We start from the raw sequence: 25,217 nt of genomic DNA on the forward strand, positions 1-25,217 counted from the left end.
GGAGGGCACAGGCCACCTGAAGCGCGCCCGTCGAGCGCACGGGGTGGACGGAAAGCGTGCGGGCCCCCTTCAGCTCAGCCGCCAAGCCCAACGGGTGACGGGAAAGGGCGCAGGCCCCCTTCGGTTCGCTCGTCGGGTGCAGGGGTGAACGAAGGGGGTGGAGGGGTCTGCCTCAGATGACAGGTCGAGGTCGGATGTTCCGGTGAGTCCTCCGGGCGGACCCCGGTGGGGGTCCCCCCGGACGGCGTCTCGGGGAGAGAACCGAGCCACAAACATTCACGCGGCGGAGGGGGACTTCTTGACTTCGACGTCGCGGCGGCGGCGCCTCGCGAGGACCACGCGGCGTTCGGCCGCGGTCAGGCCGCCCCAGACTCCGTAGGGCTCCGGCTGAAGGAGCGCGTGCTCGCGGCATTCGACCATGACCGGACAGCGGGCGCAGACCCTCTTCGCGGCCTCCTCGCGCGACAGCCTCGCGGCCGTGGGCTCCTTCGACGGGGCGAAGAACAGCCCGGCCTCGTCCCGACGGCACACCGCCTCCGCGTGCCAGGGTCCGTCCTGGTCTTCCCGAGCGGGGGCCCGCTGGGGCGGAACGGCGGCCACCTGCAAGGACTGGTACGGCAGTTGCAGCACGGGTCTACTCCTGACGACGGCTTCGCGAGCGAGAGACGATGCAGCACTCCCTACCCGCTGTGCGCACTCCTATTCACTGCGTGGCGCCGAACTGGGGCGCATGGAAAGGCACACGGGGGCTCATGGCCGAAAACCGCTCAGGGGCCCAGGCGTCAGCCCAGGTGTTTGCGCAGGCGGTTGTGGAGATCGGAGACGCGCCGGCCGCGCTTGGGCCTGGCCTCGACATTGCCAAAAACGGAGTAGCCGCTGACGACGACGACCGGTGCGTCGGGGTTGCTGGCCTCCAGGCCGCGGATCTCGAAGTTGCCGAAGATGCCGTTCCCGTTGCCGCGGAGGGTGATGTTCTCGGGCACGCGGACCTCGACATTGCCGAAGATGGAGGTCGCGTTGATCACCGTCAGCCGCTGCTGGAACAGCGCTTCGGTGAGGTCGATCTCGATATTGCCGAAGAGCGAGAACGCGTTGGTGCGGCGGCCGATCCGCCAGCGCCCCTTGCGGACGGTGCTGGAGAAGACGGCCACCAGGTTCTCCTCGGGGCCGCCCTGGGCGTCGGGACCGTAGGCATATGTCCCCGTATCGGCACCCTTGGCCTGGTCGGATGGCAGATCCCGGACGATCGGCTGGAGTTCACCCAGGGTCTTGGCGCGGTAGACGGCGTCGATCCGCTCGGAGTGCTCCTCGGCGTCCAGCCGGCCCTCCGCCAGGGCGTCCCGGAGAATGTCGGCGATCCGGTCGCGGTCGGCGTCCGACGCGCGGATCCCGTCCGACGGCCGGGCGGCGGCATCGCGCTCCGCGGGAACGACGGGCTTCTGGGAGTGCTTTTCGAGGTCCACAGGGCCAGGGTAGCGAAACGCGATAGATCGCGACTAGGGGCAACACCGCCAGGACACCCCGGACACTTTGGACACAGTCCCACGGACGGGCCCGGGGAACACGCCGGCCCGCCCCCGTGGGCCCCGGACCTACTGAGCCTTACCTCACAGACGACGGCACCTGGGCGCGTTCTACGCTGGGAGCCGCGCCGCTGTCCGCACACATCCGCCGCATCCGCGCACCCGCCGAGTGAGGAATGGCCGTAATGCCCGAGTTTCAGTACTCCGATCTGCTCCCCCTGGGGGAGGACACCACGCCCTACCGGCTGGTGACCGCCGAAGGTGTCTCCACCGTCGAGGCGGACGGCCGTACGTTCCTCAAGGTCGAGCCCGAGGCGCTGCGCAGGCTCGCCGCCGAGGCCATGCACGACATCTCGCACTATCTGCGGCCCGCGCACCTCGCGCAGCTGCGCCGGATCGTGGACGATCCGCAGGCCTCGTCGAACGACAAGTTCGTCGCGCTGGACCTGCTGAAGAACGCGAACATCGCGGCGGCGGGCGTCCTGCCGATGTGCCAGGACACCGGCACGGCGATCGTGATGGGCAAGCGCGGGCAGAACGTCCTGACCCGGGGCCGCGACGAGGAGGCCCTGTCGCGCGGTGTGTACGACGCGTACACCAAGCTCAATCTCCGCTACTCCCAGATGGCGCCGCTGACCATGTGGGAGGAGAAGAACACGGGCTCCAACCTCCCCGCGCAGATCGAGCTGTACGCCACCGACGGCGGGGCGTACAAGTTCCTCTTCATGGCCAAGGGCGGCGGATCGGCGAACAAGTCGTTCCTGTACCAGGAGACCAAGGCGGTCCTGAACGAGGCCTCCATGATGAAGTTCCTGGAGGAGAAGATCCGCTCGCTCGGTACGGCCGCGTGCCCGCCGTACCATCTCGCCATCGTCGTCGGCGGTACGTCGGCGGAGTTCGCGCTCAAGACGGCGAAGTACGCCTCCGCTCACTATCTGGACGAGCTGCCCGCCGAGGGCTCGCCGACCGGGCACGGCTTCCGGGACAAGGACCTGGAGGAGAAGGTCTTCGAGTTGACTCAGAAGATCGGCATCGGCGCGCAGTTCGGCGGCAAGTACTTCTGCCACGACGTGCGCGTGGTGCGGCTGCCCCGGCACGGCGCCTCCCTGCCGGTCGCCATCGCGGTGTCCTGTTCGGCGGACCGCCAGGCCGTCGCCAAGATCACGGCGGAGGGTGTGTTCCTGGAGCAGTTGGAGACCGATCCGGCGCGGTTCCTGCCCGAGACGACGGACGAGCACCTGGACGAGGGCGGTGACGTCGTACGGATCGACCTCAACCGTCCGATGGAGGACGTACTCGCCGAGTTGACGAAGTACCCCGTCAAGACGCGGCTCTCGCTGACCGGGCCGCTGGTCGTGGCCCGGGACATCGCGCACGCGAAGATCAAGGAGCGGCTCGACGCGGGTGAGGAGATGCCGTCCTATCTGAAGGACCATCCCGTGTACTACGCCGGTCCGGCGAAGACCCCGGAGGGGTACGCGTCCGGTTCCTTCGGCCCCACGACGGCGGGCCGGATGGACTCGTACGTGGAGCAGTTCCAGGCGGCGGGCGGCTCCAGGGTGATGCTCGCGAAGGGCAACCGCTCGCAGCAGGTCACGGACGCGTGCGCGGCGCACGGCGGGTTCTACCTCGGGTCGATCGGCGGCCCGGCGGCCCGGCTGGCGCAGGACTGCATCAAGAAGGTGGAGGTCGTGGAGTACGAGGAGCTGGGGATGGAGGCGGTGTGGCGGATCGAGGTGGAGGACTTCCCCGCGTTCATCGTCGTGGACGACAAGGGGAACGACTTCTTCACCGCCCCCGCCCCGGCCCCCACCTTCACCTCCATCCCGGTCCGGGGACCGGGCCTCGGCTGATCCCTCCGCCGTGGGCCCGCCCGGGCTGAGCCGATACCGTCCGGGCCGGAGAACGACGCCGACCGGAGAATCCGAGACCGGCCGGAGAACCGAAAACCGGTGTTTCGAGAAGGGCTGAGCCCCCTGTGATCACAGGGGGCTCAGCCCTTTCTTGCGTCCGGCCGCAACCCGGAGCCGTCCCACCGCACTTTTCAGGGTGCGGGAATCCCCGGAACCCCGGGAATCCCCGGGAATCCCCGGGAATAGGGGAACCATCGGGCACGCTCCTGCCGGTAAGGGGGTTTTGCCCCGAACCGTACGCAGCACGGAGGTACTGAATCCCATGAGCGAGAACGGCGAGAACGGCGACGCCTACCGCGTGGAGCACGACTCGATGGGCGAGGTACGGGTCCCCGCCCACGCCAAGTGGCGGGCGCAGACCCAGCGGGCCGTGGAGAACTTCCCCGTGTCGGGGCAGCGGCTGGAGCGGGCGCACATCGAGGCCCTGGCACGGATCAAGGCAGCCGCCGCGCGGGTCAACGCGGGGCTGGGTGTCCTCGACGGGGACATCGCGGAGGCCATCGCGGGTGCCGCGGCCGAGGTCGCCGAGGGCCGCTGGGACGAGCACTTCCCGGTGGACGTCTTCCAGACGGGCTCCGGCACCTCGTCGAACATGAATGCCAACGAGGTGCTGGCGACCCTGGCCACCGAGCGGCTGGGGCGCCCGGTCCACCCCAACGACCATGTGAACGCATCGCAGTCGTCCAACGACGTCTTCCCCTCCTCCATCCACATCGCCGCGACGGCGGCCGTCACGGGGGATCTGATCCCCGCCCTGGAGCATCTCGCGGCCTCACTGGAGCGCAAGTCCGCCGAGTTCGCGGAGGTCGTCAAGTCGGGGCGTACGCATCTGATGGACGCCACGCCCGTGACCCTCGGCCAGGAGTTCGGCGGATACGCCGCACAGGTGAGATACGGCGTGGAGCGGCTCCGGGCGTCCCTGCCCCGGCTGGGTGAACTGCCGTTGGGCGGTACGGCGGTGGGCACCGGCATCAACACTCCGCCAGGTTTCTCCGCCGCGGTGATCGCGGAGGTCGCACGGGAGACCGGGCTGCCGCTGACCGAGGCACGGGACCACTTCGAGGCACAGGGCGCGCGGGACGGCCTGGTGGAGACCTCGGGCCAGCTGCGGACGATCGCGGTGTCACTGACCAAGATCTCCAACGATCTGCGCTGGATGGCGAGCGGACCCCGCACCGGTCTCGCCGAGATCACCCTGCCCGACCTCCAGCCCGGCTCGTCGATCATGCCGGGCAAGGTCAATCCGGTGATCCCAGAGGCCGTTCTGATGGTGGCCGCGCAGGTGACCGGCAACGACACCACCGTCGCCGTGGCGGGCGCGGCCGGGAACTTCGAGCTGAATGTGATGCTCCCGGTGATCGCCAGAAATCTGCTGGAGTCGGTCCGGCTGCTGGCCGCGGCCTCCCGGCTGCTCGCGGACCGCACGGTCGACGGCATCACCGCAAACGTCGAACGTATGAAGTTGTACGCCGAATCCTCGCCATCCGTCGTCACCCCGCTGAACCGGTATATCGGATATGAGGAGGCCGCGAAAGTGGCCAAGAAGTCACTGGCACAGCAGAAGACAATCCGTGAGGTCGTCCTGGAGGCCGGCTATGTGGAACGGGGCGATCTGACCCTGGAGCAGCTGGACGAGGCACTGGACGTCTTGCGCATGACTCAACCGTAGCTTCAACAGACCCTACACAATGGGACATTTACGCCCAAAAACATGACGGATATAAGCGGCATAGAGCAACACACGACGCTTGCACCTCGAGCCCTATCACTGATGCATCCCACACGGAAATCGGTAGCCATTACACATTTCCAGGGCCTTCACATACGATCCAAACCATCACTTCGGCACCCATGGGGGGTACATACGCATGGCAGGAAAGCGACGGGCTGATCTCGGCCGCAGACGGTTCATCCGGCTGGCGGGCGGCACCGCCGCCGGCGCCGCGGTGGCGGGGGGAGGCACCTTCACGGCCCTCGCATCCGGTGTGTTCGACCAGACCACTCCCGATCCGTTCGGGGGGATGCCGAGGTCGCTGGCGCTGAGCCTGCCGTCCACGGGCGGCAGCGAGACCACGCTGCCGGACCTGCCGGAGCAGCTCGCCGACGGCACCGTCACCAGGCCGGATCCGTCCGTGGCGCGGAAGATGCCGCGCGCGGAGAGCGCGCCCGTCGCCGAGGACGTCGCACGCGATGTGCCGGCGGCTCTGCCCTTCGACTTCAAGAGGAGCGGTTACAAGGCCCTCGGCGACCTGCCCGAGCACATGCGTCCGTGGCGCGACCGGCCGACGCGCTGGTCGGGCGTGACGCCAAACTCGGACAACATCTATCTCGACGCCGAGGGCGTGCTGCAGTACCGCCCCGACCGCAACTCCCCCGGTTACGACCAGCCGGTGTCGCAGATCCAGTTCGCCCTGGGCTGTATCACCAGCTACCGCAAGGAGACCGACCCGACCCGCAAGGCCCTCTTCCTCAAGCGCGCCAAGGCGCAGGCGAAGCGGCTGATCGACCGGCGCGTCGAGGCCCGGGGCGGCTGGTACTTCCCGTACCCCTTCAACTTCACGCTCGGCGGACACCCCGGCGTCACCTTCAAGGCGCCCTGGTACTCGGGCATGGCCCAGGGAGAGGCCCTGAGCCTCTTCGTCCAGCTCTCCCAGCTGGAGGCGGTCACCGAGCAGGAGCGCACGCTCTACCGGACCGCCGCCGACGGGGCCTTCGCCACGCTGCTGCGCGGCGAGGACGGAAGCCCCTGGGTCGTCAACAAGGACCGCTCCGGCTATCTGTGGATCCAGGAGTACCCGGGCGTCGGCTCGGGCGTCGACGACAACACGTACAACGGCATGATCTTCGCCATGCTCGGCCTCTGGGACTACATCCAGGCGACCGGCAGCGAGCTGGCGGCGCAGCTGTACGACGGCTGCTGCACCACGATCGCGCGCTACTTCCCGCTGCTGCGCAACTCCCGCTGGTACTCGTACTACTGCCAGACCCACCGGGTGCCCCACGCCGGCTACCACCAGCACCACATCGTCCTGCTCCGCCAGCTGCACTGGCAGACGGGCAGCCCGGTCTTCGCCAACCGGCAGGACGTGCTGATCGACGACTACCCGTATCCGTTCCTGAAGGCCGGTTCGGTGGTCGCCCTGGCCAAGGGCACGCACACGCTGTACCAGTTCAAGACGAACTCGGACGGCAGCTTCTCCGCGTCGGGCGCCGACAGGATCCTGAGGTCGAAGAAGGTCACGTTCTCCAAGGCCACCTCGGCTCCCGCGAGCATGCGCCGGCGCATCCAGCGGCTCGGTATCTACTGCCGGATCAGCTCGGGCCCGTACAAGGACTGGTGGGTCGGCGAGTTCTACCCGAACGCGTTCGTACGGGGGGAGTTCGTGTCGTCGATGTACCGGCCGCACCGGACCCTCACGTTCCCCGCGAACAAGGACGTCATCGCCTACAAGTTCGGCACGAACGGCTCGACCGGTACGACCAAGAAGGTCCGGTTCAACAGGCCGTCGAAGGCCCCCTTCGACTGCCGGGCGGTCGTCAACGGCCGGCCGATGTGCCGGATCACGGCGGGCGGACTCACCGGTTACTGGGTGCCCTCCAACGACATCATCGTCGACGGAGCCTGACCCGGCCGCGCACGGGCCGCCTCGCCGCGCACACGACGTCAGCGGCGGGCGGCCGGCACCGGGGAGCCCCTGCCCGGCCGGCCTCGTGGATCGCCGCCGGGCGGACGTGCGAGCCGGAGACCGGCCCCTGCCGCGTAGGGCCCCGCCGCGAACGTCCGACCCGCGGATGTCCTCCCGCGTACGGCCGGGACACGTACGGCCGTGACGCATGCCGACCGCTCGTCGCCCGCGAGCGGCCCGCGTGTGGTGCACTCGCTGTGGACGGGCGCCGTGCCCAGGGGAATCCGCACCCGTAAGTACCGCGTCCCGGCCCGGGTTCGCCGGGTCTGCCGCCCTCCGTCCGCCGGGTTCCGGAGGCCGTGAGGGCCTGCCTGCTTCCCGCCGTGGTCCGGATCCGGCCGCGGTGCACGGGCGCCGGCCGCGCAGAACGGCGACGCGCCCCGCGCCATGCGCCCGTCCGCCGCCGCGAGCGATATGACGACCCCTAAAATCTGCTCATGACAGGCACGGAACGCATTGAACGCTGGGAACCCGGGGACCACATTCTCTGGCGCTATCGACGCCATACCCCGGATCCGACGGGGCACGGCGTCGACATCTGCCGTCCCGTGACCGTCGTCCAGGACACCGCCGAGGTGCTCGCCGTATGGCTGGCTCCGGGCACGGAGTGTGTGAAACCGGTGCTCCTGGACGGCACCCCCGTCCACGAGCAGCCGCTCGCCACCCGCTACACCGCCCCGCGCACGGTCGTCCGCGACCGCTGGCGGGGCGCGGGGGTGCTCAAGCTCGCCCGGCCCGGTGAGCCGTGGTCGGTCTGGCTGTTCTGGGACACGGGCTGGGAGTTCAAGAACTGGTACGTGAATCTGGAGGAGCCGCGCACCCGGTGGGCGGGCGGCATCGACTCCGAGGATCACTTTCTGGACATCACGGTCGACCCGGACCGCTCCTGGCGCTGGCACGACGAGGACGAGTTCGCCCAGGCCCAGCGTGCGGGCCTGATGGACGCCGCCAAGGCCGCGCGGGTGCGGGAGGCGGGACGGGCCGCGGTGGAGGTCGTACGGGCCTGGGGACCCCCGTTCCCGGACGGCTGGGAGCACTGGCGGCCCGACCCCGCCTGGCGGGTGCCGGAGCTGCCCGCCGACTGGGGGCGCACGCCCGCGCGCCTGGCCTCCTGAGGGCCTCCGGGCACCCGGGGGAGGCCGGGGACCGCCCCCGGGGCCGCCGGCGCCCCGCACAGGGCACTCCGGCGTTCCGGTCAAACCGGTGCACGGACGGCACCGGAGACCGGCCGGAGCGGCGGAACCCGTCTGAGCACGCAGATGTGCGGGAGGGAGCCCAGATGTGACGGGGTGTCCGTCCGCAGAATGTCTGACTCCGGTCCAAGAACGCACTCCGGCGCACAGGACGTCGTGAGACTCTTGATGCGCCCCCTGGGGGCAAACGTAGGATCGTCGTCCGCAAGGCTCGCCGTTCGGCAACTCTTCGGTAACTATTGAGCGCAGCACAGGACCTGACCGTAAGTCATCACGAGTCACTACTAGGGGGTGGAGCCGTGCCGGATGCCTGCCACCCTGTCGACGCCACCAGCACAGCGGGTATACCGCCTCACGAGGCGTTCGCATCGCACACCCGGCCCAGACGGACGGAAGCCCAAGCGTGACGGAGCAGCCCACCTCCCACGAAGGCCGGCAGCCCTTGGCCGCCCGGTCGCAGGAACGCACCCGGCCACGGGCGGAGTCGGCCGGGTCGTCGGCCGTGCCCGCGGCAGGGGCGACGGCCGCCTCGGCCGCGTCGGCCGCCTCTACGATGGGTTCCGCGCCCGCCGGGCCGCCGAACGGCCCCGCGCAGGACCTCACGGGCACGGCCCGGCGCGAGGGCGACCGGCTGCGTTTCGTGGGCGCCGCGACCCGCAGAATCGCCCGGGGCATAGACCTCGACGAGATCGTGCTCGGGCTGTGCCGGGCGACCGTCCCGACCTTCTCGGACGCGATCCTCGTCTATCTGCGCGATCCCCTTCCGGTGGGCGACGAGCGTCCCGTCTCGCCGTTCCTGCTGCGGCTGCGCCGCACGGACAGGCTGCGTTTAGCCGATGACGGCGCCGACTTCGGCGGTACGGGGGTGCTCCCGGTCATCGACCAGCACAACGAGCTGACCCCGGCCGCGGAGACCTGCGAGGTGCGCTCGGGCGGCGCGCTCTCCGAGGTGCTGCGCGGGGTCCGCCCGGTCTTCGGCGACTCCGCGGCGGCCCGTGCGGCCCTGCCGGAGCTGCTGGGCGCGGACCGCACCGTCCCGAACGGGCACCGCGCGATCCTCGCCCCGCTGCGCGGCCGCCGGCGGGTGATCGGTGCTGCCGTTTTCCTGCGGCGCCCCGACCGGCCCGCCTTCGAGCCGAACGATCTGCTGGTCGCCGCCCAGCTCGCCACCCATACGGCGCTGGGCATCGACAAGGCGGTGCTGTACGGCCGGGAGGCGTATATCGCGGACGAGCTCCAGCGCACGATGCTGCCTGACTCGCTGCCGCAGCCGACCGGAGTGCGGCTGGCCTCGCGCTATCTGCCCGCGGCCGAGACCGCGCGGGTCGGCGGTGACTGGTACGACGCCATCCCGCTGCCCGGCAGCCGGGTCGCGCTGGTCGTCGGCGATGTCATGGGCCATTCGATGACCTCGGCGGCGATCATGGGCCAGCTGCGTACGACCGCGCAGACGCTGGCCGGGCTCGATCTGCCGCCGCAGGAGGTGCTCCACCATCTGGACGAGCAGGCCCAGCGGCTCGGCACCGACCGCATGGCCACCTGCATGTACGCGGTCTACGACCCGGTGTCCCACCGGATCACCATCGCCAACGCGGGACACCCGCCGCCCATCCTGCTCCATCTGGGAGGACGCGCCGAGGTGCTGCGGGTGCCGCCCGGGGCGCCCATCGGCGTGGGCGGGGTCGACTTCGAGGCCGTGGAGCTGGACGCGCCCGCCGGCGCGACCCTGCTGCTGTACACGGACGGACTGGTCGAGTCCCGGCTGCGGGACGTGTGGACGGGGATCGAGCAGCTGCGGGAGCGGCTCGCCGCGACCGCCCAGCTCACCGGGCCGGACCACTCGCCGCCGCTGGAGGCGCTCTGCGACGACGTGCTGGACATGCTGGGCCCAGGCGACCGGGACGACGACATCGCCCTGCTCGCCGCCCGCTTCGACGGGATCGCGCCGAGTGATGTCGCCTACTGGTTCCTGGACCCGGAGGACGCGGCTCCGGGCCGGGCCCGCCGGCTGGCACGGCGCGCGCTGTCCCGCTGGGGCATGGAGGAGCTGAGCGACGCGGTGGAGCTGCTGGTCAGCGAGGTGGTCACCAATGCCGTGCGGTACGCGGAGCGCCCGGTGACCCTGCGGCTGCTCCGGACGGACGTACTGCGGTGCGAGGTGGGTGACGACTCCCCGCAGCTGCCCCGGCAGCGCAAGGCGAGGGACACGGACGAGGGCGGGCGCGGGCTGTTCCTGGTGAACCGGCTGGCCAGACGGTGGGGAGCCACCCGGCTCTCCAGCGGCAAGGTGGTCTGGTTCGAGCTGCCCACGCGTACCTGAGCGCGCCCCCGCCGCCTCTACCCGCAGGTAACCTCACCTGCGGGTCTTTCCCCCTGTTGCCGACAGCGTGTCGGCGGCGTTGACTGGGTCCCATAACGGCCGAAGCGATCCATCCATGCCCGTATGCGCCCGTATGACCCGTATGCGCGCGCATGGATTCCCTCACCCCCCACCCGGACGGGAGGACGCTCGTGACCGAGTCAACGCCCAGGACGCCCGAAGCGCCCTACACGACCAACAACGCCGGCATTCCGGTCGAGAGCGACGAACACTCGCTCACCGTGAGTCCCGACGGACCCATCCTGCTCCAGGACCACTATCTGATCGAGAAGATGGCCCAGTTCAACCGCGAACGGGTCCCCGAGCGGGTGGTGCACGCCAAGGGAGCGGGCGCGTACGGCTTCTTCGAAGTCACCAACGACGTCAGCCAGTTCACCAAGGCCGATCTCTTCCAGCCGGGCAGGCGTACCGAGATGCTGGCCCGCTTCTCGACGGTCGCCGGTGAACAGGGCTCCCCCGACACCTGGCGGGACCCCCGCGGCTTCGCGCTGAAGTTCTACACCGAGCACGGGAACTACGACATGGTCGGCAACAACACGCCGATCTTCTTCGTCCGCGACCCGCAGAAGTTCCAGGACTTCATCCGCTCCCAGAAACGCCATCCGGCCACCGGGCTGCGCGACAACGAGATGCAGTGGGACTTCTGGACCCTCTCCCCCGAGTCGGCCCATATGGTCACCTGGCTGATGGGCGACCGCGGCATCCCGAAGACGTACCGCTTCATGAACGGCTACAGCTCGCACACCTATATGTGGGTGAACGGCGGCGGCGAGCGGTTCTGGGTGAAGTACCACTTCAAGACGGATCAGGGCGTCGACTTCCTCACCCAGGCGGACGCAGATGAGCTGGCGGGGACCGACGGGGACAGGCACCGGCGGGACCTGTACGAGTCCATCGCGTCGGGAAACGCCCCGAGTTGGACGCTGTACATGCAGATCATGCCGTTCGAGGACGCGCCGGACTACCGCTTCAACCCGTTCGACCTGACCAAGGTGTGGCCGCACGGCGACTACCCCCTGATCGAGGTCGGCCGGATGACGCTGAACCGGAACCCCGAGGACTACTTCATCCATATCGAGCAGGCCGCCTTCGAGCCCTCGAATCTGGTGCCGGGGATCGGCCCGTCACCGGACAAGATGCTGCTCGGCCGGCTCTTCTCGTACCCGGACACCCATCGCTACCGGATCGGCCCGAACTACGCGCAGCTGCCGCCCAACCGGCCGCACTCGGCGGTCAGCTCGTACGCCAAGGACGGACCGATGCGGTACACGCCCTCCAGTACGGCCGTGCCGTACGCGCCGAACTCCTTCGGCGGCCCGGCGGCCGATGTCTCGCGCTTCGGCGAGATCGCGGGCTGGGCCTCGGCGGGCGAGATGGTGCGCGAGGCGTACCGGCCGCACCGCGAGGACGACGACTGGGGGCAGGCGGGCACCCAGGTCCGGGAGGTGCTGGACGACGCGGCCCGGGACCGGCTGGTGTCGAACGTCTCCGGGCATCTGCTCCAGGGGGTCTCCCGGCCCGTCCTGGACCGGGCGTTCCAGTACTGGCGCAATATCGACAAGACGATCGGCGACCGGATCGCCAGCAAGGTGAACGGCGGCTAGGGCGTTTCCGACGGAAGGGGACGGCGGGTCCGACACCCGCCGGACCCGCCGTAAGCGCCCCGAGCGGGCGCTTGCGTTCGGTCAGGGTCTGTTGTTGGCCGTCCCCGGATCCGGGGCCCCCGGGTCGGGCGGATCGCTGCTCTGCGACTGGCTCGGGCTGGGGCTGCTCGGCGGCGGCGAGGAGCTGGCCGGCGGAGTGGTACGCGTCCTGGACGGAGTCGGATCCGGTGTGTTCTGCGGCGTCTTCGTGGCGCTCGGCGTGGGCGACGGTTCGGGGGACTCCGCCGGCTTGGGGTCGGGGTCGTTGCGCGCGGGCTCCTCGACCTCCAGATCGAACCTGGCGTCGGCGTCCGCGCCCAGCGCGGCGGAGGTGTACGCCTTCCAGATCCGGGCGGGGAAGCCACCGCCGTTGATCCGGCCCTTCTCGACGGTGTCGGTCAGGGTGACCTGCCCGGTGCCGTCGGCCTTCTCGCCGAAGAGGGCGACCGCCGTGACCAGCTCGGGTGTGTACCCGACGAACCACGACGACCGGTTGTTCTCCGAGGTACCGGTCTTGCCCGCGGCGTCGTAGTCACCGCCCGCCCGCCGGCCGGAGCCCTCCTTGACGACGCCCTCCATGGCGGCGGTCACCGTGTCCGCGGAGTTCCGGCTGATCGCCTGCCCGCCGATCGGGTTCTCGGGCTCGGCCTTGCGGGACCGGTGCTCGGCGGACTTCACGATGGTCGGGGTGACCTTCTTGCCGTGGTTGTCGAGCGTGGCGTACACCCCGGCCATGTCCCAGGTGGAGGCGCCCATGGTGCCGAGCGACATCGCAGGGCTCTCGGGCCAGCCGGGGCCGTCGGTCATCCCGAGGTCGAGCGCGGTCTTCTTGGTCTCGGCGGCGCCGACGTCCACGATCATCTGCGCGTACACCGAGTTGACCGAGCTGTTGGTCGCCTTCTGGACGCTGATCGACTTGCCGTAGTCCTGATCGTCCTCGTTCTCGGGCGCGAAGGGGATGGTGCTGCCCCGGACCGGGCGCTTGCTGGTGCCGTCGTAGCGGCTGTTGAGGCTGATCTTCTCGCCGTCCTGGGTCTCGGCCCCGTTCTCCAGGGCGGAGGCCAGCACGATCGGCTTGAAGGTCGACGCGGGCTGGTAGTCGCGGCGGGTGGCGTTGGAGAGCCAGTGCTCGGTGGCGCCGACACCGCCGTAGAGCGCGACGACCCTGCCGGTGTCCGGCTCGACGGAGGTCGCGCCCGCCTGGACGGTCGCGTCCTCCTTGTCGCCCTCGCGGTCGAGCTTGTCCTCCAGTTCCTTCGCGACGGCCCGTTCCAGGGCCTTCTGGCGCTTGGGGTCGATATTGAGGGTGATCGTCCAGCCGCCGGCCTTGATGTCCTCCTCGCCGATGCCCTGGCGCTCCAGTTCGGCGTTGGCGGCCTCGACGAGATAGCCGGTCTGGCCCTCCATACCGGGGGCGGCCTTCGGGGCCTTGGGCACCGGGAAGGTGAGGCCCTCGCGCTCCGCCGAGTCGAGCCAGCCCTCGCCGACCATGTTGTCCAGGACGTAGTTCCAGCGCTCGGTCACCAGTTCCTTGCCGGTCGGCGAGGCCGCCGCCCAGTCGTACTGGCTGGGGGCCTGGAGCAGGGCCGCGAGATACGCGCCCTGGGCGACGGTCAGCTTGCCGGCGTCGACGCCGTAGTACGCCTGGGCGGCTGCCTGGATGCCGTACGCGCCCCGGCCGTAGTAGCTGGTGTTGATGTACCCGGCGAGGATCTCCGACTTGCTCTTCTTCTGGTCGACCTTGAGGGAGATCACCAGCTCCTTGAGCTTGCGGGTGATCGTCTGGTCCTGCTCCAGGTAGTAGTTCTTCACGTACTGCTGGGTGATGGTCGAGCCGCCCTGCTTGCCCTTGCCGGAGAGGGTGTTCATCACTCCGCGGGTCGTGCCCTTGAAGTCGATCCCGCTGTCCTTGAAGAAGGACTTGTTCTCCGCGGCGACGAAGGTGTACTGGACCTCGCGGGGGATCTGCTCCAGCCCGATGATCTCGCGGTTGACCTTGCCGGTACGGGCCAGGATCGTGCCGTCGCTGTACTTGTAGACGTTGCTCTGCATCTCCGCGTGGGCGTTGGCCGTCGGCACCGGCACCATCAGATAGATCACGAAGAACGCGCCCAGGACGAGCAGGCAGACACCGAGGAAGGTTCCCAGCAACTTCTTCCAGGTGAACAAGCGCCGTATGCCCTTGGGCTTGCTCTTCTGCGCCCGACGCGCCCCGCGCTGCCGGGCTCGTCGCTCCTCGGCTCGGCCCATCGCTCGTCCCGCTCCGCTCTTCGCTGCTTCGGATGTTCGTCCGCGGTCACTGTTCGACCGGGTGCCGACAGCGAGCAGCTCAGAAAACTAACACCGCTCGCCATGACAAAGGTTCACCGATCCGGCCTTTTTGGACGTGAGAATCAGCACCCCATTCTCTGGAACCGACTCATGAGAGGTGCCCAGGGTTGCCGTCTGCTTTAATGTGTAATCACATTGCTAGCAGGCCGGATAGTCCCATAGAGGGGCATACCGGCCGTGAGCATCGGTGCGGACAGCCGATGAGGACGGGGGACGGCCATGGCCGGAGCCGGCGCAGCCATCAGGGACGAGGGACCGGAGACAACCGGGCCCCGGGTCAGTGAGTTCGCGGCCCACAGCATCGGCGGGGGCCTGGCACTGCTGCTGGGGCTGCTGGGTGTGTTCGGGGGCGCCGGGACGATCGTGGCCGCGACGGCGGTGGACACGACCGGCGGCAAGGCGTCGCTGATCGTCGGCGGCATCCTGCTGATCATCGCCGCGACCCTCGCCATGTGCGGGCTGAACATGGTGGCGCCCGGCGAGGCGCGGGTCGTCCAGCTCTTCGGCCGCTACCGGGGCACGATCCGCACCGACGGGCTGCGCTGGGTCAATCCGCTGACCTCGCGGGAGAAGATCTCGACGCGGGTACGCAACCACGAGACCCCGGTGATGAAGGTCAACGACGCCTACGGCAACCCGATAGAACTGGCCGCGGTGGTCGTCTGGAAGGTCCAGGACACCGCGCAGGCGCTGTTCGAGGTGGACGACTTCCTGGAGTTCGTCTCCACCCAGACCGAGGCGGCCGTCCGTCATATCGCGATCGAGTACCCCTATGACGCGCACGACGAGAACGGTCTGTCGCTGCGGGGCAACGCCGAGGAGATCACCGAGAAGCTGGCGCTCGAACTGCACGCCCGGGTCGAGGCGGCGGGCGTCCACATCGTCGAGTCCCGCTTCACGCACCTCGCGTACGCCCCCGAGATCGCCTCCGCGATGCTCCAGCGCCAGCAGGCGGGCGCGGTCGTGGCGGCCCGCCGCCAGATCGTCGACGGCGCGGTCGGCATGGTGGAGGCGGCGATCGCCCGGATCACCGAGCAGGACATCGTCGAACTGGACGCGGAGCGCAAGGCCGCGATGGTCTCCAACCTGATGGTGGTCCTGTGCGGCGACCGCTCCGCCCAGCCGGTCCTCAACACCGGCACGCTCTACCAGTGACACCCCCGCCCGAACGCAAACAGGTACTGCTCAGGCTGGACCCGGTGGTCCATGAGGCGCTGGCGCGGTGGGCGTCCGACGAGTTGCGCAGCGCCAACGCACAGATCGAGTTCCTGCTCCGCCGGGCGCTGGCGGAGGCAGGGCGGCTGCCGGGCGGGGCGGCCCCCATCCGCAGACGCGGGCGTCCGCCGAAGGACGCCTCCGGGGACGACGCCGACGACTGAGCCGCGCGGACCGGATCCCGGAGCGGAGGCCCCGGAGCGGAGCCGAACGGGAGGTCCGGGCCCGTGGCCGAGCCGAACGGGAGTCCGGGCCCGGGGCGGAGCCGGATTGGACGTCCGTTTCCCGCCGGATCCGGTGCTCCGGTTTCGTCAGGATCGGAGCATCAACCGTATCGACGGGAAAGCGGCACTGGTCACCGGCGGAGGCAGGGGCATCGGCGCGGCCGTGGCCGTACGACTGGCCGAGCAGGGCGCCGATGTTGTCATCACCTACCAGCGGGACGCCGGACGGGCCGCCGGGGTCGTGGAGCAGATCACGGCGGCCGGCCGCCGGGCGGTCGCCGTCCAGGCCGACAGCGGCGACCCGGACGCGGTCCGGGCAGCGGTCGACTTGACCGTGGACGCCTTCGGGAGACTCGACATCCTGGTGAACAACGCGGGCCGGTTCGTGGCGGCACCACTGGAGGAGCTGACCCGGCAGCAGATCGACGATCTCCTGGCGGTGAACGTCCGCGGCCCGCTGATCGCCGCGCAGGCCGCCGCGTCCCGGATGACGGACGGGGGCCGGATCATCAGTATCGGCAGCAATGTGGGCACCTGCATACCGTTCCCCGGCTTCTCGCTCTACTCGACCAGCAAAGCGGCCCTCGTGGGAATGACCAAGGCGCTGGCGCGGGAGCTGGGCGGACGGGGCATCACGGTCAATCTCGTCAGTCCGGGAGCGACGAACACCGAGTTGAGCCCCGCCGACGGCCCGATGGCGGACACGATCCGCGGCTACACGGCCGTGGGGCGGTACGCCGAGCCTGTGGAGATCGCCGCGACGGTGGCCCATCTCGCGGGCCCCGAAGCCGGTTATGTGACCGGGACCCGGATCGCCGTGGACGGCGGCTTCACGTCCTGATCCCGGGGGCCGCGGGCCCGCCCGTACCGGCCGCTCCCTCTCCCCTCCCGTTCACCGGCCGCCGACCGGGACCGGCACCCATCACGGGGTCATCACCGGCATCGGTCACTGTCCGGAGACCCTCCGCCCGGTGCCGTCGGCCGAGCATGCTCACCCGCCCCCCCACCCACTGAAGGCCCCCGGTGGGGTCCCCCCGGACGGAGTCCGGGGGGAACCGAGCCACAAAAAACCGGGGGCCACCGGTGTCCGCCGTGCCGGGGTGCGTCCGGCCGCCCCCCGGCCGCCGGGTGCGGGCGCTGCGGCACGGTTCAGCGGACCCGGGTCATCACCGAGTCGTAGCCGCCGCCACCCGGGTAGACCCACGCGCCGGACAGCGTGTCGCCGTCCTCGCTGAAGGTGGCCTTGTAGAACGCCGGGGAACCCTTCTCGCCGCCCCAGATGGTGAGGGTGTCGCCCTCGATCTCGTAGACGTAGTCGAAGGTGTTGCCCTGGCTGTCGTAGTAGCGGGACTTGATGTCCTCGCCGGGCTGCTCGGCGCCGAACTCCTTCAGCCGGCCGATGACCTCGATGCCGACGACGGGCTGCCCGTACTGCTTCATGTCGATGTCCTGGAGGAGGAAGAAGCCGCCCTCCAGCCAGCGGTAGGTGACCACACCGTCGACACCGCCGCTGACGCGCCAGGTACCGAGCAGCCTGTCGAGGGCCCGCAGCTCCGCGTCGGGCTGGGGGGTCTCGGGGGTGGTGTTCTCAGACATGTGATTGCTCCGCTTTCTTCCGTGTTCTGGGCATTTCTTGCGCATCGCCGCGGTGTGTCCGCGTTGGTGCGTTGTCGCTCATATGACGAGCGGCCCCGGAGAAAGGAATCGGCGGGATTCTGTGACCTGGGTCACACGGTGAGGGTCTGGGCGAGTCCCGGCAGGAGCCCGGGATCGAAGGTGGTGATCTCGGCGATCAGACCGCCCTCGATCCGCAGCACATCGACGTTGACCGCGGTGAAGACCGTCTCGCCGGGACGGCGGACATAGTTCACGGCCGCGGGCTGGCGGTTGACCGAGTACGCCACGGAGCGCCACTCGCCCCAGGCCTCGTCGCCCTCCAGCACCGGGCGCCACAGATCGAGGATCGCCTCGCGCCCGTCGAAGACCAGATGGTGCGGCGGCATGGTCTGGCGGGCGTCCTCCCGCAGCAGCAGCGCCAGCGCCGACAGATCGGCCCCCTGGGAGGCGGCCATGTACCGCTGGAGGAGGGCCCGCTCGTCCGCACTGGGCTCGATGGCCGCGCCCCAGTCCGCGCGGCGCTGCGGCAGATGCTCCCGCAGGGTCGTACGGGCCCGCTGGAGGGCGCTCTTGACCGAGGCGAGGCTCATGTCGAGGGCGTCGGCGGTCTCCTGCGCGGGCCATCCGGCGATGTCGCGGAGGATCAGCACCGCGCGCTGCCGGGGCGGCAGATGCTGGATCACCGCGAGGAAGGCCAGCTCGACGGTCTCCCGGGCGATGGCCACCGCGTCGGGCTCGACGCCGCCGGGGGCGGCCAGGTCGAGCAGTTCGTCGGGGTAGGGCTGGAGCCAGGTGACCTCGGCGAGCGCGGAGGAGGCCGGGGACCCGGCGCTGTCGACGGCCACGGCGACCTCCCGCGCACGGGCGGGCCCGCGCAGGAAGTCGAGGGCGGCGTTGGTGGCGATCCGGTAGAGCCAGGCGCGGAACGTCGACGTGCCCTCGAAGCTCGCCCGCCTGCGCCATGCCTTCAGCAGGGTCTCCTGCACCAGATCCTCGGCGTCGGTGAACGAGCCGAGCATGCGGTAGATATGGACGCGCAGCTCATGGCGGTAGCGCTCGGCGAGGGAGGCGAAGACCTCCTCGCCCCCCGTACGGATCGCCTCGGCGGTCGGCTCACCGGAGGTTCCGTTCGCACGCGCCGCCGGGGTCCGCCCGGCGGAGGACCCGCCGGCCGCCACCGTCCGCGTACCGTCCTGGCTGCTCATGCCCCCTTCGTATCACCTGACCCGGGGCTTTTCCGTCATCACCGGGTCCGGGACGGCGGACCGGTACGACCGGACACCGGAGCCATGCGATTAATATCGGCCGGAGCGATAGGAGGACGATATCAATGGCCACGATGAACCGGGGCAAGCAGCCCAGCCTCGCACAGCTGCGTGCCTTCGCCGCCGTGGCCGAGCATCTGCACTTCCGGGACGCGGCCGCCGCCATCGGTATGAGCCAGCCTGCGCTCTCCGGGGCCGTCTCGGCGCTGGAGGAGACGCTCGGGACGCAGCTGGTGGAGCGGACCACCCGCAAGGTGCTGCTCTCCCCCGCCGGTGAGCGGCTGGCGGCCCGCGCCAAGGCGGTGCTGAACGCGGTCGGGGAGCTGATGGAGGAGGCGGAGGCGGTACGGGCCCCGTTCACCGGCGTACTGCGGCTGGGCGTGATCCCCACGGTCGCGCCCTATCTGCTACCGGACGTCCTGAGGCTGGTCCACGACCGCTACCCCGATCTCGGCCTCCAGGTGTACGAGGAGCGGACGTCGTCCCTGCTGGACGGGCTGGCCGCCGGACGGCTCGACCTGCTGCTGCTCGCGGTACCGCTGGGGGTGCCGGGGGTCACCGAGATCCCGCTGTTCGACGAGGACTTCGTCCTGGTCACCCCCGGGGACCACCCTCTCGGCGGGCGCGACGACATCCCCCGCGAGGCGCTGCGCGATCTGCCGCTGCTGCTGCTCGACGAGGGGCACTGCCTGCGCGACCAGGCGCTGGACGTCTGCCGGGAGGTCGCCCGCGGGGCGCCGACCCCGGTGAAGACGACCGCGACGGGCCTGGCCACCCTGGTCCAGCTGGTCGCGGGCGGCCTCGGGGTGACCCTGCTGCCGCGGACCGCCGTCGAGGTGGAGACCGGCCGGGGCGGACTGCGGACCGGCCGCTTCGCCGAGCCCGCCCCGGCCCGCCGGATCGCCCTGGCGATACGGACGGGAGCCGCCCGCCAGGGCGAGTTCGAGGAGTTCGCACGGGCACTGCGGGACGCGGTGGTCTCCCTGCCGGTACGGCCGCACACGGAGCCCGCCGGGCCGGTGGCCGCTACTCCGTACGCAACCCGTCCGGACGCATCAGCCGGAACAGCGCCGGCATGCTCAGCACCGTCACCACCAGGACCACCCCCACACCGGCACCGGCGACCGGCAGAAAACCCCACCAATCCCCCACCCTCGTATTGACCAACCACTGCATCACGGCCCCCAGACCGAGCCCGCCCACGACCGCCACGACCGTGCCCAGGACCACCGGGACCGCCGTCTGCCACAGCACCGACCAGGCGATGGTCGCCCGACGCGTACCGAACGCCACCAGCACCGACAGCAGTCTGCGCCGCTCGTGCAGCTGCTCGATCTGGGAGACCAGCATCGAGACCGCGATCAGCGCGAGGGTGCCCATCGAACCGATCAGCAGCCCCTTCTCGACCTTGGCGAACTGAGGGTCGCGCCGGACCGTCTGGAGCTGCCAGACGGCGGCGGCGGGGTCGAACCGGGCGGCGGTGTTGCGTACGTGCTCGTGCGCGTCGGGCACCCGGTCGTCGACCGACACCAGGATCATGGTGGCCGCGCCGCTGAGCTCGCCGAAATCGACGGCGCCCGGGGTGGCGAACAGGCCCTCGTGCTGCACGCCCATCGCGTCAGCGACGCTGTCCACGGTCGGCATGCCCTTCGGCGGGGTCCAGGTCGGGATCTTCCCACCGGTCCGCTGCCCGTCGCCGTCGTCGGCCGTTCCCGGGGGCAGATCTGCCGTCCCGGGGCTCGCACCGTCCGTCCCGGGGGGCAAGGGTTCCTCGACCAGCAACGGTTCGCCCCCGGCGACGGCCTCGGCCACCGACGCGGACAGCTCCGGGTCGGCTCCGCGGACGGCGAAGGCGTCGCCGTCCGCGCACGCGGAGATCCGCGCCAGTTCCCGCAGGGTGGGGCAGTCACCGATGGTGAGCGGGATCATCCCGTTCCAACCGCCGTCGCCCCGGCCGACGTTCTTCCCGTTCATGTAGAGGTACGTCTCCACGACCCCGGTGGCCTTCCGTACCCCGATGGTGCCCGTCAGATCCGTGACCATCCGCCGGGCGAGCGTGGCGTCGGCGAACTCCGAGACGATTCTGAGCTGCGCCCGCTCCGTGTCCTCGTCGGTCTCCTCCTTGAAGCCGCCCGCCACCCCCGAGAACAGCATCTGGAGGGCGATTCCCCCGGCCACCGCGACCATGATCCCGCTGACCGCGCGGGCCGCAGCGCCGCCGCCGAGCTGGAGCCCGCGTACCGCCAGCTGCCAGGGGACCGGGCCGCCGTGCAGACGTTTGACGAAGGTGTCGATCAGCCACGGCGGGAGGGTCGTCAGCCCGATGAGGACGAGCACCACGCCCGCCGCGACCGGCAGCACCTGGACATCGGGATCCGGCCCGCCGAGCCGGCTGAGCGACAGTGGCACCAGGCCCGCGAGCGGGAGCAGCAGCCGCCACCACAGACGGCGGGGCCGGGGCGCGGTGCGGCGTACGACGCCGAGCGGCTCGATCACCACCGTCCGCAGGGCGAACAGGGTGACGACGACGGCGGCGACGGGCACGGAGGCGACGACCAGGACGCCGAGCAGGGGCTCCGGTACGACGTCCGAGGGGAAGGAGCTGAGCTCGTAGACGCTGACCGCTCCGGCGAACTGCCGGGCCACGGCGAACAGGCCGAAGCCTCCGGCCAGTCCGAGCAGGGCCCCGAACAGCGCCTCACCCGCCGCGATCCGGCGGACCGACCGGGCGTCCGCGCCCACCAGGCGCAGGGCCGCGAGGCGCCGGTCGCGGCGGTCGCCTCCGAAGCGGACGGCGGTGGCGATGAAGACGGCCACCGGCACCAGCAGCACCACACAGACCAGGATGACGAGGACGACGAGAACCGGGCTGAGGGACGAGGGGAGCGAGATACGGCTGTCATAGCCGCTGATCCGCTTCCCGCCGCTGTCGGGACTGAGCGTGGCGCTGCCGAGGTAGTAGAACAGCTCGCGGGAGCCGAGCAGTCCCTCGTCGCCGATGGTGCCGATGATCCGGTGGTCGAGGCGCTCGGTGAGCAGCCGGCCCTCGCGGGAGCCGAGGAGGTCGGCGAGTGCGGGTGAGACCACCATCTCCCCGGGCGCGGGGAAGACCTTCACGCCGGGCGGGCGCACGGGGTCCGGGCCGTCCGCGCGGAGCAGTCCGCCCTTGACGGTCCTGTCGCGGTACTCCGTCTCCACCCGCTGCCACACCACGGTGGTGCCGGAGGGCCGGACCTCGGGCCCGCTCATCAGCTTGGCCTCGACCGGCGTACGGCCGTCGGCACGGAAGTCCCGGCTCTCGATCATGCGCGGTACGGAGGAGGCGAGCAGCAGCATCGCGACGCCGATGGCCACGCCGAGCGCGGTCAGGACGGTACGGATCCAGCCCTCGCGCCCCCCGGAGGCGCCGAAGCGGACCCCGAGGGCGAGGTCCCGTGCCCAGGTGCGGAGCGGGGTCATCCGGTGTACTCCAGACCCCGTGACCTGCCGTCGCGGACGACGACCTCCCGGTCCGAGTAGGCGGCGACGCGGGCCTCGTGGGTGACGAGGACGACGGCGGCACCGGACGAGCGGGCGGCGTCGGTGAGCAGTTCCATCACCCGCTCGCCGTTGAGGGAGTCGAGCGCGCCGGTCGGCTCGTCGGCGAAGAGCACCCGGGGGGAGGTGACCAGCGCTCGGGCGACGGCGACGCGCTGCCCCTGGCCGCCGGAGATCTCCCCGGGCCGCTTGCGCCCGATGTCGTCGACCTCCAGGCGCTCCATCCACTGCCGGGCGGTGGCCTCGGCGGGTTTACGGGCCCTCCCGGCGAGCCGCAGCGGCAGTGCCACGTTCTCCGTGCACGTCAGCTCCGGCACCAGTTGCCCGAACTGGAACACGAACCCGAACTCGGTGCGCCGCAGCAGGCTGCGCTCCCGGTCGGACAGCCCCGTCAGCTCGCGCCCCCGGTAGCGGATCGTGCCGGAGTCCGGTGGCACGATGCCCGCGAGGCAGTGCAGCAGGGTCGACTTGCCGGAGCCGGAGGGGCCCATCACGGCGACGACCTCCCCGGCGTGGATGGAGAAGTGCGCGCCGTCCAGTGCCGGGGTGGGGCCGTACGCCTTGTGCAGTGACTCGGCGACGAGCAGGGAGCCTTCGGGGATCACGCGCCGACCTCCTCGGCGAGCTTGCCGAGGCGTGCGGCCGTCAGTTCCAGCCAGCGCAGATCGGCCTCCAGGTGGAACAGCGCGTGGTCGCAGATCAGTTGGTCGGCGAGGTCTCCGCGGCGCTTGCGGTCGGTGAGCCGGCGCATCAGCCGCAGATGCTCGGCCCGCTGGGTGTCCAGCAGTTCGGCGGCGCCGCGCCCGGTGAGCAGTGCGAGGACGACCTTGGTGTAGAGCACGGACTGGAGGTACGGCTCCGGTGTCTCGGGCCGCGCGAGCCACTGGTCGACGTCGGTGACGCCTGCGTCGGTGATCGCGTACCGCTTCCGCTCGGGCCCGCCGCCGGATTCGACGCCGTCGATCTCGACGAGGCCGTTCTTCAGCAGCCGGGACATCGTCGAGTAGACCTGGCCGTAGTGCAGGGGCTTGTCATGGCCGAACTTCTCGTCGAAGGCGCGCTTGAGGTCGTAGCCGTGACGAGGGCCTGATTCCAGCAGGGCGAGGAGCGTGTGACCGATGGACATGACCCGACTATACATAGCCTGTATACATCGTGTGTATAGATCGCGCGTTCAGACCGTACGCGGAGCTCGCGGACCGTGTGACGCGGGAAGCCGCCGTCGGGAGCGGGGCAGCGGACCGGGGCCGCCGGGCGCGTCGGGCAGGCCGGTGCCGCATCGCCGGCGGACGGCCGGTGGCGGCCCGAAAATGCCGGGCACCACCCCGGTCACCGCACTAGCATCCCGGCATGATTCACCTCATCGGCGGCCCGCCGAGGGTCGGCAAGAGCACGCTCGCCCTGATGCTGCTGGAGCGCGCGGGACTGCCCCAAGTCCCCACCGACGCCCTGGTGTCGATGCTCCAGCACGCCGCCCCCGAGTACGGGGTCCGGCACGGCGACCACCCCGACAAGGCCGTTCCCGCGCAGCCCTTCCTCCTCGCCTTCCTCACGGCCATCGACGAGAGCCTCCACCCCGACGACCCGGCCGACGGCTACGCGGTCGAGGGCGATGTCATCACGCCCGAGACGGCCACCGCCCTGACCGCCGCCGGAATCCCCTTCACCGCCGCCTTTCTCGGCAACACCGCCCTCACCGCCGACCTGCTGCGCGCCGCGCCCGACGACTGGCTGAAGGGCGAGCCCGACGCGGCGTACGAGCGGACGGCGGCCTGGATCCGCGACCGCAGCACGGCCCTCCGCACGACCTGCGAGCGCACCGGGCACATCTATGTCGACACGGGCCGGAACCACGAGGAGGCACTGGAGTTCGCCTACGATTCCCTGACGCGGCACTCCTGAGGCCCGGACCGGGACCGGAACGAGCCCGGAACAGGAGGGACCCGGGGCCGGGCCGGGCTGGGGCTGGGGCTGGGGCCGGAACCAGGACGGGACCGGAACCGGAACGAGCCGGGAAGCCATGCGCCCGATTGATCGGGGCAGCGGATCACACTGACCCGATTGATCAATTTCACCGCCGAACACGGGTGTGACAGGGTGGTTTTGTCCAACCCCTAGCACCATGGAGTAACACCGTGCTCACTGTCGGCGACCAGTTCCCCACCTTCGAGCTCACCGCCTGCGTCTCTCTGGAGAGCGGCAAGGAGTTCGAGGTCATCAACCACAAGTCCTACGAGGGCAAGTGGAAGGTCGTCTTCGCCTGGCCGAAGGACTTCACCTTCGTCTGCCCGACGGAGATCGCCGCGTTCGGCAAGCTGAACGACGAGTTCGCCGACCGTGACGCGCAGATCCTCGGCTTCTCCGGTGACTCGGAGTTCGTCCACCACGCCTGGCGCAAGGACCACGCGGACCTGCGTGACCTGCCCTTCCCGATGCTGGCGGACTCGAAGCACGAGCTGATGCGCGAGCTCGGGATCGAGGGCGAGGACGGCTTCGCCCAGCGCGCGGTCTTCATCGTCGACCCGAACAACGAGATCCAGTTCACCATGGTGACCGCGGGCTCCGTCGGCCGTAACCCCAAGGAGGTCCTGCGGGTCCTCGACGCGCTCCAGACCGACGAGCTGTGCCCCTGCAACTGGACCAAGGGCGAGAACACCCTGGACCCGGTCGCCCTGCTGGCCGGTGAGTGA

General features: G+C 70.4%; 19 protein-coding genes and 1 pseudogene. 12 read left to right on the plus strand and 8 right to left on the minus strand.

Annotated features, from left to right (window positions below):
• Window positions 1-276: 276 nt before the first annotated feature.
• Together ACIBCM_RS19870 and ACIBCM_RS19875 are read right to left on the minus strand one after the other, a co-directional pair.
• Window positions 277-630 carry a WhiB family transcriptional regulator gene (locus ACIBCM_RS19870; RefSeq protein ID WP_399244917.1) on the minus strand — a complete coding sequence of 118 codons (354 nt, stop codon included), beginning with the start codon at window positions 628-630 and terminating at the stop codon, window positions 277-279.
• 152 nt (window positions 631-782) lie between these two features.
• Entirely contained in the window at window positions 783-1,463 is a 681-nt protein-coding gene (locus ACIBCM_RS19875) for a DUF1707 domain-containing protein (protein ID WP_399244918.1), read from the minus strand.
• A gap of 245 nt (window positions 1,464-1,708) precedes the next feature.
• Between ACIBCM_RS19875 and ACIBCM_RS19880 the strand changes: the two genes are divergently transcribed.
• The 6 genes from ACIBCM_RS19880 (at window position 1,709) to ACIBCM_RS19905 (ending at window position 12,299) form a co-directional block, all read left to right on the plus strand.
• Window positions 1,709-3,376 (plus strand): fumarate hydratase, encoded by a 1,668-nt coding sequence (locus ACIBCM_RS19880; RefSeq protein WP_399244920.1) that lies wholly within the window; start codon window positions 1,709-1,711, stop codon window positions 3,374-3,376.
• A gap of 322 nt (window positions 3,377-3,698) precedes the next feature.
• A complete protein-coding gene (locus ACIBCM_RS19885) occupies window positions 3,699-5,105 on the plus strand; it encodes a class II fumarate hydratase (protein ID WP_399244922.1) in 1,407 nt (468 codons plus the stop codon).
• 199 nt (window positions 5,106-5,304) lie between these two features.
• Complete coding sequence (locus ACIBCM_RS19890) at window positions 5,305-7,062, plus strand: D-glucuronyl C5-epimerase family protein (RefSeq protein ID WP_399244924.1); 1,758 nt, start codon at window positions 5,305-5,307, stop codon at window positions 7,060-7,062.
• A gap of 497 nt (window positions 7,063-7,559) precedes the next feature.
• A complete protein-coding gene (locus ACIBCM_RS19895) occupies window positions 7,560-8,237 on the plus strand; it encodes a DUF402 domain-containing protein (RefSeq protein WP_399244925.1) in 678 nt (225 codons plus the stop codon).
• Between the two features lie 481 nt (window positions 8,238-8,718).
• A complete protein-coding gene (locus tag ACIBCM_RS19900) occupies window positions 8,719-10,635 on the plus strand; it encodes a SpoIIE family protein phosphatase (protein WP_399244926.1) in 1,917 nt (638 codons plus the stop codon).
• 152 nt (window positions 10,636-10,787) lie between these two features.
• Complete coding sequence (locus ACIBCM_RS19905) at window positions 10,788-12,299, plus strand: catalase (protein WP_399244927.1); 1,512 nt, start codon at window positions 10,788-10,790, stop codon at window positions 12,297-12,299.
• Window positions 12,300-12,380: 81 nt separating this feature from the next.
• On the opposite strand, the gene ACIBCM_RS19910 is transcribed toward ACIBCM_RS19905, so the two are convergent.
• Entirely contained in the window at window positions 12,381-14,588 is a 2,208-nt protein-coding gene (locus tag ACIBCM_RS19910) for a transglycosylase domain-containing protein (RefSeq protein WP_399244928.1), read from the minus strand.
• 300 nt (window positions 14,589-14,888) lie between these two features.
• On the opposite strand from ACIBCM_RS19910, the gene ACIBCM_RS19915 reads away from it, so the two are divergent.
• From ACIBCM_RS19915 to ACIBCM_RS19925, 3 genes are all read left to right on the plus strand, one after another.
• Window positions 14,889-15,824 carry an SPFH domain-containing protein gene (locus tag ACIBCM_RS19915; protein WP_399244929.1) on the plus strand — a complete coding sequence of 312 codons (936 nt, stop codon included), beginning with the start codon at window positions 14,889-14,891 and terminating at the stop codon, window positions 15,822-15,824.
• Window positions 15,821-16,048 (plus strand): hypothetical protein, encoded by a 228-nt coding sequence (locus tag ACIBCM_RS19920; protein WP_399244930.1) that lies wholly within the window; start codon window positions 15,821-15,823, stop codon window positions 16,046-16,048. The genes ACIBCM_RS19915 and ACIBCM_RS19920 overlap by 4 nt, the downstream gene beginning before the upstream one ends.
• A gap of 133 nt (window positions 16,049-16,181) precedes the next feature.
• Window positions 16,182-16,949: an SDR family NAD(P)-dependent oxidoreductase gene (locus tag ACIBCM_RS19925; protein WP_399244931.1), complete on the plus strand. Its 768-nt coding sequence runs from the start codon at window positions 16,182-16,184 to the stop codon at window positions 16,947-16,949.
• 308 nt (window positions 16,950-17,257) lie between these two features.
• On the opposite strand, the gene ACIBCM_RS19930 is transcribed toward ACIBCM_RS19925, so the two are convergent.
• Together ACIBCM_RS19930 and ACIBCM_RS19935 are read right to left on the minus strand one after the other, a co-directional pair.
• On the minus strand, window positions 17,258-17,704 hold the full coding sequence (locus ACIBCM_RS19930; RefSeq protein ID WP_399244933.1) for a hypothetical protein: 447 nt from the start codon (window positions 17,702-17,704) through the stop codon (window positions 17,258-17,260).
• A gap of 131 nt (window positions 17,705-17,835) precedes the next feature.
• Window positions 17,836-18,930: an RNA polymerase subunit sigma-70 gene (locus tag ACIBCM_RS19935; protein WP_399244935.1), complete on the minus strand. Its 1,095-nt coding sequence runs from the start codon at window positions 18,928-18,930 to the stop codon at window positions 17,836-17,838.
• Window positions 18,931-19,055: 125 nt separating this feature from the next.
• Between ACIBCM_RS19935 and ACIBCM_RS19940 the strand changes: the two genes are divergently transcribed.
• Complete coding sequence (locus ACIBCM_RS19940; RefSeq protein WP_399244936.1) at window positions 19,056-20,153, plus strand: LysR substrate-binding domain-containing protein; 1,098 nt, start codon at window positions 19,056-19,058, stop codon at window positions 20,151-20,153.
• Here ACIBCM_RS19940 and ACIBCM_RS19945 read toward each other — a convergent pair.
• From ACIBCM_RS19945 to ACIBCM_RS19955, 3 genes and pseudogenes are all read right to left on the minus strand, one after another.
• Window positions 20,125-22,449: pseudogene (locus ACIBCM_RS19945) on the minus strand (FtsX-like permease family protein); the annotation flags it as partial. The gene ACIBCM_RS19940 and the pseudogene ACIBCM_RS19945 sit on opposite strands and share 29 nt — an antisense overlap.
• Window positions 22,446-23,132: an ABC transporter ATP-binding protein gene (locus ACIBCM_RS19950; protein ID WP_399244938.1), complete on the minus strand. Its 687-nt coding sequence runs from the start codon at window positions 23,130-23,132 to the stop codon at window positions 22,446-22,448. The pseudogene ACIBCM_RS19945 and the gene ACIBCM_RS19950, both read right to left, overlap by 4 nt.
• The gene (locus ACIBCM_RS19955; protein ID WP_399244940.1) at window positions 23,129-23,653 is read right to left on the minus strand and encodes a PadR family transcriptional regulator; all 525 of its coding nucleotides are present in this window, start codon (window positions 23,651-23,653) and stop codon (window positions 23,129-23,131) included. The genes ACIBCM_RS19950 and ACIBCM_RS19955 overlap by 4 nt, the downstream gene beginning before the upstream one ends.
• Before the next feature lie 224 nt (window positions 23,654-23,877).
• Between ACIBCM_RS19955 and ACIBCM_RS19960 the strand changes: the two genes are divergently transcribed.
• Window positions 23,878-24,429 carry a hypothetical protein gene (locus ACIBCM_RS19960; protein ID WP_399244941.1) on the plus strand — a complete coding sequence of 184 codons (552 nt, stop codon included), beginning with the start codon at window positions 23,878-23,880 and terminating at the stop codon, window positions 24,427-24,429.
• 233 nt (window positions 24,430-24,662) lie between these two features.
• Complete coding sequence (locus ACIBCM_RS19965; protein ID WP_399244943.1) at window positions 24,663-25,217, plus strand: peroxiredoxin; 555 nt, start codon at window positions 24,663-24,665, stop codon at window positions 25,215-25,217.

Source organism: Streptomyces sp. NPDC051018, assembly GCF_044456085.1.
GTDB lineage: Bacteria > Actinomycetota > Actinomycetes > Streptomycetales > Streptomycetaceae > Streptomyces.